Source organism: Shewanella sp. 10N.286.51.B8, assembly GCF_041469325.1.
Lineage (GTDB): Bacteria > Pseudomonadota > Gammaproteobacteria > Enterobacterales > Shewanellaceae > Shewanella.
On sequence record NZ_JBFRKG010000019.1, the window covers coordinates 92055 to 107219 of the forward strand.

A 15165-nucleotide genomic window follows, 5' to 3' on the forward strand; every position below is an offset into this window, starting at 1 on the left:
TCGAGAAGCAGTTAACGATATTCAATATCTCGAAGTAGCTAATTAGTTAACTACTTCTTATTTAGCTATTTATTTAGTGATGGCTAAATGCACTCTTTCAACTTCCTGATTATCAAGAGTGTACCAGCGCATAACCACAGCCACGATAATTGAGCCAATAGCAGGGTATAAGGTAAATGAAATTAAAATGCCCTGTTTAGTGGTTTCAGTTAACTCAGTATCAGCTTGATAGCCATACATTGCCAGTAACCAACCCGCAGCAGCACCGCCAATTGCCACCCCTAATTTGATGAAGAAAATAACCGATGAATAAATCATCCCGGTAATTCTTACCCCAGTTTTGAATTGGCCATAATCAACCGCATCAGCCATTTTGGCCCATAGTAGCGGGGTACCCATATTAAAGGTAAAGCCCCATAGAATATAAAGCGCAAAGGCGAGTTCCACTTGCTCACTTGAGACAAAATACGCGGCGACGCATAAAATGGCGGCAATGAGTTGAATGGTGATATAGGCTTTTACTTTACACACTCTTTTAGCGAGTGGTTGCGCCAAAATACAGCCGAAAATATTTCCAATCATGCCTAAAGTAATAAACCAGGTGATCATGTCTGGTAAGTTGAGGTAATACTTGACGTAATAAATCGCTAAACTGGTTTTTAAAACCATGCCAGATAATAAGCAAATTGCTGCCACAGAAAGCACGCGCCATTGGTCATTTTTTAATAGGTTTTTGAAATCTGCTTTAAACGTCGAATTTTGATCTTGCGGAGGATGTAAGCGCTCTTTGGTGCCGACAAAACACAGTAAGAACATGATCACGCCAAGAAAACTCATGGCGGCAATGGTCAGCTGATAACCTTTGGCTTGATCGCCTTGGCCGAAAAACTCAACTAATGGTAGCGTCAATCCTGACACCATTAATCCGCCTAGCATGGCAAAAACAAAACGGTAAGATTGTACTGACACACGCTCTTTAGGATCGGCAGTTAACACTCCGCCCAAAGCGCAATAGGGAATGTTAATGGCGGTGTAGACCATCATTAACGCAGTGTAAGTGACGAAGGCATAGATCATTTTGCCTTCTTCAGCTAAATCAGGTGTCGTAAAAGCCAGCACACTGATTAATCCAAAGGGTAGCGCAAACCACAGTAAGTAAGGCCTAAACTTACCCCAGCGGGTATTGGTTCTGTCGGTTAAGGCGCCCATCAAAGGATCGGTAATCGCATCAATTACCCTAACTGCTAGGAACATGGTGCCGACAAAGGCCGGTGAAATGCCAAAAATATCAGTATAGAAAAAAGTTAAAAATAGCATTACGGTCTGAAACACAATATTGCTGGCGGTATCACCTAATCCATAGGCTATTTTTTCTTTAACGCTAATCATGCGAACCTCTTCCGGGTCATTATTATGGTTGTGCTGTTTTTAGTTATCGGCTTTAAATATTGTTCTAGTTAACTTAGATGTGGTGCAAAGTTAACCCACAGTCTTTATTGACGTTGACTGATAAAGTCGCGATAAGCTAAGCCACTTCTTTTAATGGTGCGCTGCTGAGTTTGATAATCAACATACACGATTCCAAAACGTTTTAAATAGCCTTCAGCCCATTCAAAGTTATCCATTAAACTCCAAGCGAAATAACCGACGACATTAACGCCTTGGTTAATGGCATCATTTACAGCGTTTAAGTGAGCTTGGTAATACTCAAGACGATCTAAATCATCAACTTGGTTATTAACAATTTTATCGTCCATGGCGGCACCATTTTCAGTGATATAAACAGGCGGTAATGTATATGTACTATTTAAACTAGTCAGTAAGTCAGTAAATGCACTTGGGTAGATTTCCCAACCTATATCGGTTTTAGGGGCATCTTTCATATCAACTTGAACAAATTCATTTTTATCACAAGTGCTATAAACTGCGCGGGTATAAAAGTTAATCCCTAAGAAGTCCAGTGGCTGCTTAATAATCTCCATGTCACCTGCTTGAATGTCAGGTTTATCTGCATCATCAAAATCATGAATAATTGCAGGGTATTCACCGTCCATTATTGGCTTCATATACCACTGGTTAAAATAATCATCGGCGGTTTGAGCGGCTTTTATATCGGCATCAGTGTCAGTTAATGGATAGCAAGGGGTGAAATTAAGCACGATACCGTTTAATGCATTAGGACAATTTTGTTGAATGACCTTTAAAGCCAAGCCATGGGCCAGTAATAAGTGATGGGCTGATTGACGGCCAAATGCTTTGCTGGCAAGCCCTGGGGCATGAACACCCACTTCATAACCTAAGTATGAACTGCAAAAAGGTTCATTTAAGGTGGCGTAAGAATAGACTTTGTCACCTAAAGCTTGGGTGATTTTATCTGCGTAGTCTGCAAATAAGTATGCGGTTTGACGATTGAGCCAGCCACCTTGATCTTCAATATGCTGCGGTAAGTCCCAATGATACAAGGTGGCGTAGACCTTTATACCGCGGCTATTTAACTCATCAATTAAGTTGATATAAAAGTCGACACCTTGTTGATTGAGGCTACCATCTTGCTTAATGACTCGTGGCCAAGAAATTGATAATCGGTAGGCATCAACGCCTAAAGATTCGATTAATTGCACATCATCTTTGAATAATGCCACATGCTCACAAGCGTGTTTCCCGTCTGAACCATCACGAATTTTACCGGCCGTTGCACAGAAGGTATCCCATATGCAAGGGAGGCGGGTATCGGCGGCGCCTTCAATTTGAAAAGAAGCAGTTGCCACCCCAAAAGTGAACTCTTTTGTGTGCATTTTTGAATTTGATGGTAAAGATATTTTCATATTTTTCATTCGCTTAATAAGTTTTTCGCGTGTTTAGGTCAGAGTGACTTAAAAGTGCGAGTCTCAGTGTGCTTAGCAGTTTAAAATCCGATTTTTACTGCGAAAAATCGTTGACATTCGTTATCGGTATGTTAAAAATGAAAGCGCTTACATTGAGGTTAGTGATTAATTAACAAAAGGTCAATAATTGATTTACACAATCTTTGGTGTGCCTATCAATGAAAATGTTAATTTAATTGATAGTCATTTACCCAAAATAAATAACAATAAATGAGGAAATGTTATGGCTAGTGCACCTTCAAATGGGGTTGCTGAACCAACCAATAGTGATATTGGCAATGTTCATCAAACAGGAAATTTTCGTTTTGCGCTGGTGGCATTAACGTCATTATTTTTTATGTGGGGCTTTTTAACTTGCCTCAATGATATTCTTATTCCTTACCTGAAAGATATGTTCGAACTTAACTACACCCAAGCAATGTTGGTGCAGTTTTGTTTCTTCGGCGCCTATTTTATTGTCTCAATTCCCGCAGGGCATTTGGTGGGAAAAATTGGTTATCAAAAAGGGATTGTTACCGGCTTAGCTATTGCTTGTGTTGGTTGTTTAATGTTCTACCCTTCAGCAAGTTATGCATCTTACTGGATGTTTTTAAGCGCATTTTTTGTGTTAGCGTCAGGCATTACCATTTTACAGGTTGCAGCCAATCCTTATGTCAGTGCTTTAGGTCCTGCTGAAACCGCATCATCACGTTTAACCATGACTCAAGCTTTTAATTCTCTTGGTACCACAGTGGCGCCATTTTTTGGCAGTTGGTTAATTTTAAGTAGCTTAACTCACAACAGCGATCCTGCCATTGAAGCAGTACATCATGCCAGCACCGTTCAGGTGCCTTACTTGATGTTAGCGAGCGCCTTATGTGTGTTAGCGGTTGTCTTTATGATTTTAAAATTACCAGTGTTAGGGATTAAACCAACAAATACCTCAGGGACAAGTAGCGGCAGTGCTTGGAAGTATCCTCATTTAGTCTTAGGGGCTGTGGGTATTTTTGTTTATGTCGGCGCAGAAGTGGGTATTGGCAGCTTTTTAATTAATTTTTTAACTCAGCCAGATATTGGCGGCTTTACTGAAGCTGAAGCGGCTAACTACATTGCCTATTATTTTGGCGGCGCAATGGTGGGGCGCTTTATTGGCGCACTGGTAATGCAAAAAATCTCAGCCGGCAAAGTGCTGGCCTTTAATGCCACTTGTGCCGTGCTATTAGTCGCTGTTGCCATGTTTGCAGAAGGCACCACGGCGATGTGGGCCTTATTATTAGTGGGCTTATGTAACTCGATTATGTTCCCAACCATCTTTAGTTTAGCGCTACAAGATTTAAAGCAATATACCAGCCAAGGTTCAGGGGTGTTATGCCTGGCTATTGTCGGCGGCGCGATAGTGCCATTACAGCAGGGCATTATGGCTGACAGCTTAGGTATCCAATTAGCATTTGCATTGCCGTTAATTTGTTATGCATTTATTGCTTATTACGGCTTAGTGGGTAGCAAGGCTACACGACCACAAAGCGTTTGATTTTAGAACTGTATGATTTGTATCAAAAAACTTACATAAACAAATTACATAAAAAACGATTTTAAAAGGCGTGATTATGAGAACAGTAAACTCAATGAATACATTTAAGCGATTAACGCTGCCCGCGCAGGTTTTGACGGTGTTGGTTGGCTTAAGTGCGTGTGGTCAAGATGAAGTCAAACCCGTAACGACAGAGTCTAGTAGCGAAGTTACTAGCGCAGCGGAAACTGTGGCACAAGCTTCTATCATAAAAGCAACAGCGGCAACCAATATTGATATTTGGCCAACACTTGCTATTCCATTTGCTAAAGATGTTGTCCTTGAAACGCGTATCGATAAGCTGATGGCGACCATGACCTTAGAGCAAAAAGTCGCGCAAATGATCCAGCCTGAAATTCGCGACATTACTGTGGAAGATATGCGTAAATACGGTTTCGGCTCTTATTTAAATGGCGGCGGTGCTTATCCAAATGATGATAAACATGCCACGCCATCAGACTGGATTGAACTTGCTGAAAAAATGTATCAAGCGTCGATGGATGACAGTGTAGATGGTATTGCGATACCTACTATGTGGGGCACAGATGCAGTCCATGGCCATAACAATGTGATTGGCGCGACTTTATTCCCGCACAATATCGGTTTAGGCGCAGCCAATAATCCTGAGTTAATTAAGCAAATTGCTGCCATTACCGCCAAAGAAGTCATGGTAACCGGTATTGATTGGGTATTTGCGCCAACAGTGGCCGTTGTAAGGGATGACCGCTGGGGTCGTACTTATGAAGGTTATTCTGAAGACCCACAAATCGTAAAGTCATACTCTCATTCAATTGTTGAAGGCCTGCAGGGCGCCGTTAGCGAAGACTTTTTATCAGACCAGCATGTTATTTCAACCGTAAAGCATTTCCTTGGCGATGGCGGCACTGAAAAAGGTATCGATCAAGGCGATAACCTAGCGACTGAGCAGGAATTATTTGATATTCATGCCCAAGGTTATGTGGGCGGCTTAACTGCAGGAGCACAAACGGTGATGGCATCTTTTAATAGCTGGCATGGCAGTAAAATTCATGGTGATAAATATCTATTAAACGATGTATTAAAAGACAAAATGGGCTTTGATGGTTTTGTGGTTGGTGACTGGAATGGTCACGGACAAGTGGCAGGTTGCACCAATGAGTCTTGCGCACAGGTCGTCAATGCTGGTTTAGATGTGTACATGGTGCCAACCAGTGCTTGGAAGCCTTTGTATGAAAATACCATTGCCCAAGTCAAAAACGGTGTGATTGCGCAATCTCGTATCGATGATGCGGTGCGCCGTATTTTACGGGTAAAAATCCGCGCTGGGTTATTTGAAAAACCAAGCCCTGCTAATCGTGCCATTTCAGGTAAAACTGAGTTAATTGGTGCCAAAGAGCATCGCGACGTTGCCAGACAAGCTGTACGAGAATCGTTAGTGTTGCTGAAAAACAATAATAACATTTTACCTATTTCGCCTAGTGCCAAAATCTTAGTGGCAGGTGATGCTGCAGATAACATCGGTAAGCAATCGGGTGGCTGGAGTATTACTTGGCAGGGTACTGATAACTTAAATGAAGACTTTCCTGGTGCAACTTCAATTTATGCTGGTATTGAGCAAACGGTTAAAGCTGCAGGTGGTCAAACTTGGTTAAGCGTTGATGGTGCATTTGAGGCTGCGAATAAGCCCGATGTAGCGATTGTGGTATTTGGTGAAGAGCCTTATGCCGAAGGCAATGGTGATATTGATAACCTTGAATATCAGCGTGGTGATAAACGTGATTTAGCTTTACTAAAGTCGCTTAAAGCCCAAGGTATTCCTGTGGTAGCAGTGTTTATCAGTGGCCGTCCTATGTGGGTCAATGCTGAGTTAAATGCATCTGATGCATTTGTGGCTGCTTGGCTTCCTGGTACTGAAGGTGACGGGGTGGCTCAAGTGTTATTGAGCCAAGCTAATGGCGAGGTTAATGAAAACTTTGCAGGTAAATTGTCTTTCTCTTGGCCGACTCGCCCGCAACAAACCAAAGTGAATGTGTTTGATAAAGACTACGCGCCTTTATTTCGCTATGGCTATGGCTTGCATTATGGCGCTGACATCAACACTGAGGTTCCGAGTAATGTGGTCGCTAACACCTTATCTGAAGATAACTTTGCTACCGATGATAAGCTTGAAGCATTACCATTATTTGAACGTGCTGTAAAAGCACCTTGGCGCTTGATGATAGGCACAGAAACCTCAATGGATACAGTCAGTAGTAGTATTCAGTCTAATGATGTGGTTACGCTGCGCACCTTTGATAAGCAAGTTCAAGAAGATGCCCGCTTAATTAGCTTTAACGGCTCAGGATTAGGCTTTGTGGGGTTAATTAGTAACTTCCCGCGGGACTTACGAGCTTACTCGAATAGCAATGCCGCCCTGAGCGTAATGATTAAAACTGCTAAAAAACTTGAGCAGCCATTATTACTGGGTATGGCATGTGATAGAGATTGCCGCGCTGATGTTGATATTACCGAGCAGCTTAATAGCGTCGCCATTGATACATGGCAAACCATCAGTGTTGATTTGCAATGTTTTAAAGAGCAGCAACTGGACTTTGGCAAAATCAATACGCCGTTTTACCTGTCAACCATAGGCGCAGCAGAAGTGAGTTTTAGTGATTTAGTTATAGTGCCAAATGGCGCTGAACAAGCCACTATTTCATGTGCCACTAACGAGCAGTAATCGTTAGCGGCAGTAGGCATTCGGGTTTAAGTATTTATCAAACCTGAATGAGTTAACCCGCTAAGATCCTCTTAGCGGGCATGTTAATCCACCAATGACGTTGAGCTTACAATTGAGTTTGTATGGCATTTTGCTGGAATTTTTTAGATATTTTGCGATTGGGGAATCAAGAATGTTCAATAGAAAATTACCGTTAAATTTGGCTCTAAGCCAGGCTTTTTCATCCGCTAAAGTCATTAGCGCGGCGAGTTTAACTGCGCTGCTGCTAATAGGATGTGGCTCAGATAATGAGACTGAAACTGAGCCTGAAGTTGAATCAGAGCAAGCGCCAGTAGACTCTGGCTCAGACTCTGATTCAGACTCTGATTCAGACTCTGATTCAGACACGGGTTCAGGGCAAGAAAACGCAAGCTGGTCATTGGTGTGGAGTGACGAATTTGACGGCGCTGAGATTGATGCCACTAAATGGAATTTAGCCCATAACTGTTATGGCGGCGGCAACGAAGAATTACAATGTTATACCCAGCGCGCTGATAACAGCCAAGTGGTTGACGGTAAGTTAGTGATTACCGCTCTGCGGGAAGATTTTAATGGCCCTGCAGTAGCATTGGGCGATCCTAATTACGATGCCAATGACACTTCAAAACAGCAGCCTTACACTTCGGCTCGTTTAGATTCGACCCATAAAGGCGATTGGAAATATGGCCGCTTTGAAATTAAAGCCAAAATGCCACAAGGTCAGGGCACTTGGCCGGCCATTTGGATGTTGCCCACTGACTGGGTTTATGGTCCTTGGGCAGGCTCTGGCGAAATCGATATTATGGAAGCGGTTAATCTGAAAGTGATCACCAATGGCGATGAGTCCCAGACACCTGAAAGCCGGGTTCATGGCACTTTGCATTATGGTAAAGCTTGGCCTGGCAATGTCTATTCTGGCGCAGAGTACAGTTTGCCACACGGCGCAAATCCTGCCGATGATTTTCATGTTTATGCCCTTGAATGGGAGCAAGATGAAATTCGCTGGTATGTAGATGATGTGCATTTTGCCACTCAGCGCTCAACGGGTTGGTACAGTCAATACACTGATGCTGAGGGGATTTTACAACAAGCCCCTGAAGATGCACCTTACAATCAAGCGTTTCACATGATCCTCAATTTTGCCGTTGGCGGTACTTGGGCGGGTAATGTCAACAACACTGGGGTGGATGAGTCGGTATTTCCACAAACCATGGAGGTGGATTATGTGCGCGTGTATGAATGCAGTGTCGCGCCAACAACAGGCAGTGGTTGTGCCACTATTGATGAGGCCGCAGCAGTGGTAGAAGGCCATCAGCCGCCAGCGATCACGACCCCCAGCACTGACATTGGCGCAGGACCAGAATTTATCATGTTTGACGATGCACTAGCCCAAGGGTTAGCGCTTGATAGCTATAACTCCGATGGCAGTATTACCTTGCAGACGCTGACAGTAGAAGGTCGCGGTGAGGTGCTGCAAATGGATAAAGTGGGCGCGACGGGTAATGCTTATTTCTCTTACCCTCCCACAGCCGATTTGTCTCACTGGGCCAATAATGGCTATTTAGTCTTTGATATTAACCTGTTATCTATCGACGATAATGTCGAGCTGCTGGTTAAAATTGACAGTGGTTGGCCTAATGTCAGTGATATTAACGTCACTCTGCCAGAGCTTAATACTTGGACTGAAGTAAAAATATCTATCGCAGAATTAGTCGCCAGTGGCAATCGGTTTTCGCCTGGCAGCGTGGCTGACTTAGCTGTGGTAGTGAATCCGTTTGTGATTGAAGCATTAGGTAACATCAGCCTGCAAATTGATAATGTGCGCTATGAATATCAAGTAGTTGAAGTGGATGAGTTGGTTATTTATGACAATGAAGTAAAACCGCCATATAGCATAGGACATTACGCCGCTAATGGTTCAGTCGATATCGCTCAAGTTGATGCTGGTGGTGATTATGGCGCTGTAACTCAATTTAGTTTTAATACCGATGAAGCCGTGGTTTATTACCAAAGCACCGGATTAGGTCAAGATGTTAGCCAATTTAGTTTTGTTGAGTTTGATGTCAATGTGCTGACAGATCCTCGAAGCCAGCGCGACTTTAATATCAAGGTCGATTGTGGCCATCCCTGTAGCTCTGGTGACTTTGCCATTACTACGCCCGATATTGCCACTTGGACCCATTATAAGTTAGCGCTTGCAGACCTTGTTAGCCATGCTGGCTCAAGTTTAGATTTAACCCAGGTTGATACGCCACTGGTTATTTTTCCTGCTTGGGGTAATCAAAATGGGGTGGTTATGCAAGTAGATAATGTGCAGCTAACTAAATAACATTGTTTTAAATCAGTTTGAATACGAATGCAGCTAAGCCATTGTGCCTTTTATGCAAGGGGCACTTGGCTTACTATCTGTAAACGATGTTGCATATTAGTAGCAAAAATTAACTCAGAGGCGTGGCAGAGCTACCTTGATATTTATGCTAGTGAAAAGTTAACTAACATTGTTATTTCTAAGACAAACTAAATAGTTATAAATCATCTTGCGAGCAACTGGCATAATAGCGCTAAGTGATTTGAGTTAACCACAGGTTAACGTATTCATAAGGATGAACCTTGAAGGTATTTAGTTTTTCAGAGCAAGATGATGCGCAGCAGCCATTTACGAAACCGCTGTTTACCCAACAGCATCTCACTAAAGTGGTTGAGATTGCCAAATTGGCTGGTGATGCAATTATGCAAGTGTATTCAGACACCGACTTGCAAGTAACGCAAAAACAAGATGATAGCCCAGTGACCGCTGCGGATATTGCCAGTCATAATGTGATTGTTAACGCATTAGCTCAGCAATTTGCTGGCATTAAGATCATGAGCGAAGAAGCCGCTGATATCCCTTGGTCAGAACGTAAAGAATGGCAAACTTATTGGTTAATTGACCCACTAGATGGCACCAAAGAGTTTATTAAGCGCAACGGTGAGTTTACCGTCAATATTGCCTTAGTTCATCAAGGCCGCGCTATGGTAGGAGTGGTATACGCGCCGGTATTACACAAATGTTATTCTGCCATTGTGGGTCAAGGCGCATGGCTTGAGTATCAAGGGCAGCAGCAACAGTTAGATATTAGCCAACAAACAGTCAGCCCTGTACCTGTGGTGGTGGGCAGTCGCTCCCATATCAGCCCTGGGCTTGAAGAGTTCCTTAAGGATGTGGGCGAGCACCAAATGCAAAGTGTTGGTAGCTCATTAAAGTTTTGTATGGTGGCAGAAGGCATTGCTGATGTGTATCCAAGACTGGGGCTAACCAGTGAGTGGGATACCGCTGCAGCGCAAGCTGTCGTTGAAGGCGCTGGTGGTCAGGTAGTGCGTTATCCTGAATTAACGTCCCTTGATTACAACCAAAAAGAAAATATTTTAAATCCGTATTTTATTGCGGCGCCACCAGCATGGTTTGCAAGGTAGCTATATAAACGAGTCATTGCAAAAGTGTCTAACTTGAAACCGTTAGCCTTTTATCAGCTCAATAATAGCTATTGCGGCACACTCATTTTGGTGAATAACAGATTCTAACGATATGGAGAGAGTTACTATGATGCGCATGGGTATTGACCTTGGCGGGACAAAGATTGAAGTGGTGGCGCTAGCCGAAGATAGTTCAGAGCTATTTCGTAAACGTATTCCAACACCTAAAAACTACCCTGAAACCCTTGATGCCATAGTAGGCTTAGTTAATGATGCTGAAGCCGAAACTCAGCAAACTGGCAGTGTGGGTGTGGGGATCCCAGGGGTGGTATCACCGTTAACGGGTTTGGTTAAAAATTCGAATTCAACTTGGATTAATGGTCACCCACTTGATAAAGATTTAAGCGCTCGTCTTGATAGAGAAGTGCGGGTAGCAAACGATGCTAACTGTTTTGCGGTATCTGAAGCTGTTGATGGCGCAGCCGCAGGCAAAGATGTGGTCTTTGGGGTGATTATTGGTACAGGCTGCGGTGGCGGTTTAGCGATAAATGGTAAAGTTCATGGCGGCGGTAATGGCATTGGTGGTGAATGGGGTCATAATCCTTTGCCGTGGATGACTTCGGACGAATTTAATTCTACATCGTGTTTTTGTGGCAACAAAGATTGCATCGAGACCTTTATTTCAGGCACTGGCTTTGTTCGTGATTTCCGCCGTGCTGGTGGTGAAGCTGACAGTGGCATTCAAATTTCGCAAATGATGGCCGATGGTCATCCGTTAGCGACCCAAGCATTTGTGCGCTTTATCGATCGTTTAGCACGCTCATTGGCACACCTGATTAATATGCTCGACCCTGATGTGATTGTATTAGGTGGCGGCGTATCTAATATTGATGCGATATACACTGAATTGCCAAAAGTATTACCTAAGTATGTGGTTGGCCGCGAGTGCGACACCTTAGTGGTTAAAAACGAATATGGCGCATCATCTGGGGTGCGTGGTGCAGCATGGCTGTGGGGTAAAAACGACCACTAGGTCGATGAGTTAACTCTTGAGTATTAAAACGGCGCTATCAGCGCCGTTTTTATTTACAGTCGAAATTAAGTGTGAGGGCGTTAAAGCTCTTCAGGCTCACTAATGCGTTCGCGGCGCTCTAGTTCTTCTTCAAAGGCTGCTTGAATTTCTTCTAGCACTGAATTGACATCAGCAGCGCTGGTATCCTCTTCAAATTCACCGCTAAGCTGGGTATCAGGCAGTAAGTCGCCTTTCTCATATAAGCTCCACATTTCCTTGGCATACTTTGTTAAAGCAAGCTCAGGTGCAAACTGCGAGTAATAGCGGGTCATATTGTTAACGTCACGTTCTAGCATGACCTTGGCATTATTATTGGCTGAAGCATCGACGGCTTGGGGCAGATCGATAATCACAGGTCCATGGTCATCTTGCAGTACGTTAAATTCCGATAAGTCACCATGGACGATGCCGGCACACAACATACGAGTGACATACCCCATCATGGTGGCGTGATCTTGTAACGCTTGTTCTGCGCTTAACACAATATCATTTAAACGCGGGGCCACATCACCTTGACCATCAGTGATCAGTTCCATTATCAGCACACCTTCAAAGCAGCCATAGGGGACAGGCACTCGAATATTGGCGTCAGCACATTTATACAAGGCATCTACTTCGGCATTTTGCCAGGCATTTTCTTGCTGCTCACGGCCGTAGCTGGAACCTTTTTCCATTGCACGGCTGCGACGGCTATTGCGACTTTTTCTACCTTCTTGATATTGCGCTGCTTTTTTGAAGCTCCGTTTAATGGCTTCTTTATACACTTTGGCGCAGCGGATTTCATTTCCACAGCGAACCATATAAACGGTGGCTTCTTTACCGCTCATTAATTGGCTTACGACTTCGTCAATAAGGCCATCATCAACCAGTGGTTGTATACGTTTAGGAGTTTTCATGGCGCCGTTATACCTTACTTAGGCTGAGGATGGTAGTGATTGGCTGAGTTAATGCCATATTATTGCAGCTTAATGATGGCTAGATGTCACTTTGGTACTAACCAAAGCAAATTTTAATAGCGCTAAATGATAAGATAGCCTGCAGTTACTCCGTATTATTAATGGGGTTTGCTTTGTTAATGGCCATAAATAGGAGCCATCAGGTGAAGATAAATTTGCAAACAGCGAGGCTGCTAATAAGGGAAATATCTTCTGATATGACATCGTCAGAGTCTGCATCAGAGTTAACATCGCAGTCATCCGCACTCTTGATACAGCTTATGGCGTTGTTGACACCTGCAGTGGTTAATCATCTTCCTGCTAATTTTCAGCAGCTAAACTCACTACCAGCCGCCGAGTACTGGCTTGATGAAATGCTAGCAAAAAGCCGTTTATGTCGGGTTGATGCGACTGATACAGGCTTAATGATGGGATTAGTCTTTATGTATCTTGCTGATGAAGAAACAGCCCATATCGGTTATTTACTGGGTGAGCATTATTGGAAAAAAGGCTATGGAAGCGAGTTACTCACAGGAGTGATTGAATTTTCCCGGGATCAACTTCAATGGCGTAAATTAATCGCTGGGGTAGACAAAAGTAACCAAGCATCAGCTAAATTACTTTTAAAGCTGGGCTTTACCCAGCAAGCCATTACAGAGCAGAGCGTGATTTTTTATGAGTATATACTAGACTGCTAAGCGAAATTTAACTGCACTAGCTCTCTCTTGAAAAGCGCAAAATATGGCCTTTGAATTGTTGTGTTAAATAATCAGTGTGAATGGGTTTGATATGATTATGGCTAAAGCCGTATTCATCCATCTTGGTGGTGAGTTTGTTTTTTCGGCCACGACCGGGATCGACAATAACAATTTCACATTGGCGTTTGGCATGGGCTTGAATGAAGTAAGCCAGCAAGGCAATATGCTCATCTTCGTACAATAAATCACTGCCGATGATTAAATCGAACTGACCTAAATCACTGTTGTCATCAGCCCAATCGACTCGTTCAAAGTTTATCGATTTGTCGTTATTGAGTTGGGTATTTCTTAATAGAAAACCTTCAACCTCAGGGTGATAATCGGTGGCGGTAATATCATCGGCTCTTTGGTTTAACAGTAAGCTTGAAAGGCCGATACCACAACCAATCTCTAAAATGCGTTTACCTTGAGTTTGATAATCAAGCATGTGATTTGCCAGTACCATACTGGAAGGCCAGACTACCCCAAAAATGGGCCATAGCGCCGAAGAAATACCTAAGTCTTTAGCTGTGTTGTTATCGTCACTAAATTGCTGTTTATCTCGAAGGGTACATAAGTGAATATCGTTGTCACCAATTTCAATGGTGTGATAGCGAACGCGTACAGGGGTCGTCATTATTTGTCCTAGTTGGGTAGCTAAAGCTAAGCCAAATATCTAGAAAAATATAAATGACGAAACAATTGAATAACCACACTATAGTAATTTTCGATTAGCGCAAAGGATATAATCAACTAATTCGAATAAAACCTTGCTGTGCAGTGGCTACAATGGCTATCGTATAATTGATTTAATTATATTGGAGTTAATATGAAAGGACTCATCACTGCCGCGTTACTCTCTTTAGCGTCGTCTGATTGCGTTATTGCGCCGCAGGATTCATTAGCTATTCCCCTTGTGCAGCGGCAACAACTTAACAATATGGTATTAAGTAACGAGTACTTATCTGGCTGTGTTACTGAGCAATTAGCTGATATCACTGAAAAGGTGTGCCCAAAGGGTGACGCTTACTGTTGTGACAGTGAAGCGAGTATTGAGCTCACTTACCTGCAATGGGAGAACATTTACCAACATTGTATGGTGAAGTAGAGACACAGCGGATAAACCCTTACTAAGGCACTTATTTGCTTAAGCGCGCTTGGTGTTATTCATTTTCCTGTCGATGTACATTAAAGTCTGAAACTAGACAATAAAGATTGAAACTAAGACAACAAAGTTCGAAACGTCATGAGTTGTTTAAGTTGGCAAAACTCACCACGGCAAACTTCCCTAACGATTTAGTGACCCAAATCTAGTTTGCCAGTTTGAACAAAAAAGTCGTGGTGCTTCACTTATACGAGTTATAAATCGCAAGTTTTCTTTAAGTCTTTCCAAACTTTGTTTGGATTAACGTCGTGGCGCTTCGCCCCTTCTTTTGCAAAGAGCAGAGTCAAGGGGGAAAGCGCTCACATTTTACAAAATAAGCCCTTAACAAACCCTCAGGCCCCAACGAAAAATGCTGAAAATCGCATGTTTTCAACGGGGATTGATCCAGCTTTTGACTTCGCTTGTAGTGTTCTTCGGTCATATTTGAAAATGCTAACGCCTCAGATGCGCCATCCATGGCTTAACTGAGGCTATATTGGCATCCATGCCAATCTCACGCTATTTTCTTCAAAGTCCTCAATTCAAATTGAGTCGGAGGCAAATAGATTTTCTGCTTTTTAGCCTTTTTATTCCCACTAATAAAGTCAAATCGAAGAGATAATAATCCCGGTGTAGATGCAGCAGCGAGCTTCTGACCGCCAAGGATGGTGGGA

General features: G+C 43.1%; 11 protein-coding genes. 7 read left to right on the plus strand and 4 right to left on the minus strand.

What is annotated here, in order from left to right; genetic code table 11:
• Window positions 1-69: 69 nt before the first annotated feature.
• Together AB4160_RS09160 and AB4160_RS09165 are read right to left on the minus strand one after the other, a co-directional pair.
• Window positions 70-1389 (minus strand): glycoside-pentoside-hexuronide (GPH):cation symporter, encoded by a 1320-nt coding sequence (locus tag AB4160_RS09160; RefSeq protein ID WP_102439784.1) that lies wholly within the window; start codon window positions 1387-1389, stop codon window positions 70-72.
• Between the two features lie 104 nt (window positions 1390-1493).
• The gene (locus tag AB4160_RS09165; protein ID WP_102439785.1) at window positions 1494-2825 is read right to left on the minus strand and encodes a GH1 family beta-glucosidase; all 1332 of its coding nucleotides are present in this window, start codon (window positions 2823-2825) and stop codon (window positions 1494-1496) included.
• A 283-nt stretch (window positions 2826-3108) separates the two neighbouring features.
• Between AB4160_RS09165 and AB4160_RS09170 the strand changes: the two genes are divergently transcribed.
• The 5 genes from AB4160_RS09170 (at window position 3109) to mak (ending at window position 11636) form a co-directional block, all read left to right on the plus strand.
• The gene (locus AB4160_RS09170; RefSeq protein ID WP_372004291.1) at window positions 3109-4395 is read left to right on the plus strand and encodes a sugar MFS transporter; all 1287 of its coding nucleotides are present in this window, start codon (window positions 3109-3111) and stop codon (window positions 4393-4395) included.
• 76 nt (window positions 4396-4471) lie between these two features.
• Window positions 4472-7132: an exo 1,3/1,4-beta-D-glucan glucohydrolase gene (locus tag AB4160_RS09175; protein WP_372004293.1), complete on the plus strand. Its 2661-nt coding sequence runs from the start codon at window positions 4472-4474 to the stop codon at window positions 7130-7132.
• Window positions 7133-7304: 172 nt separating this feature from the next.
• The gene (locus AB4160_RS09180) at window positions 7305-9479 is read left to right on the plus strand and encodes a family 16 glycosylhydrolase (protein WP_372004295.1); all 2175 of its coding nucleotides are present in this window, start codon (window positions 7305-7307) and stop codon (window positions 9477-9479) included.
• A gap of 338 nt (window positions 9480-9817) precedes the next feature.
• Window positions 9818-10603, plus strand: coding sequence for a 3'(2'),5'-bisphosphate nucleotidase CysQ (gene cysQ / locus AB4160_RS09185; RefSeq protein ID WP_372004304.1), 786 nt, complete (start codon window positions 9818-9820; stop codon window positions 10601-10603).
• Between the two features lie 127 nt (window positions 10604-10730).
• The gene (mak, locus tag AB4160_RS09190) at window positions 10731-11636 is read left to right on the plus strand and encodes a fructokinase (protein WP_102439789.1); all 906 of its coding nucleotides are present in this window, start codon (window positions 10731-10733) and stop codon (window positions 11634-11636) included.
• Between the two features lie 80 nt (window positions 11637-11716).
• Here the strand turns inward: mak and AB4160_RS09195 are convergent, their stop codons facing one another.
• Complete coding sequence (locus tag AB4160_RS09195; protein ID WP_102476196.1) at window positions 11717-12571, minus strand: PA4780 family RIO1-like protein kinase; 855 nt, start codon at window positions 12569-12571, stop codon at window positions 11717-11719.
• Between the two features lie 257 nt (window positions 12572-12828).
• On the opposite strand from AB4160_RS09195, the gene AB4160_RS09200 reads away from it, so the two are divergent.
• The gene (locus AB4160_RS09200) at window positions 12829-13308 is read left to right on the plus strand and encodes a GNAT family N-acetyltransferase (RefSeq protein ID WP_372004297.1); all 480 of its coding nucleotides are present in this window, start codon (window positions 12829-12831) and stop codon (window positions 13306-13308) included.
• A gap of 16 nt (window positions 13309-13324) precedes the next feature.
• Here AB4160_RS09200 and AB4160_RS09205 read toward each other — a convergent pair whose 3' ends face one another.
• Window positions 13325-13984 (minus strand): methyltransferase, encoded by a 660-nt coding sequence (locus tag AB4160_RS09205; protein ID WP_102439792.1) that lies wholly within the window; start codon window positions 13982-13984, stop codon window positions 13325-13327.
• A 192-nt stretch (window positions 13985-14176) separates the two neighbouring features.
• Here AB4160_RS09205 and AB4160_RS09210 point away from each other — a divergent pair, with 192 nt between their 5' ends.
• On the plus strand, window positions 14177-14455 hold the full coding sequence (locus AB4160_RS09210) for a hypothetical protein (RefSeq protein WP_102476198.1): 279 nt from the start codon (window positions 14177-14179) through the stop codon (window positions 14453-14455).
• The last annotated feature ends 710 nt before the right edge of the window (window positions 14456-15165 follow it).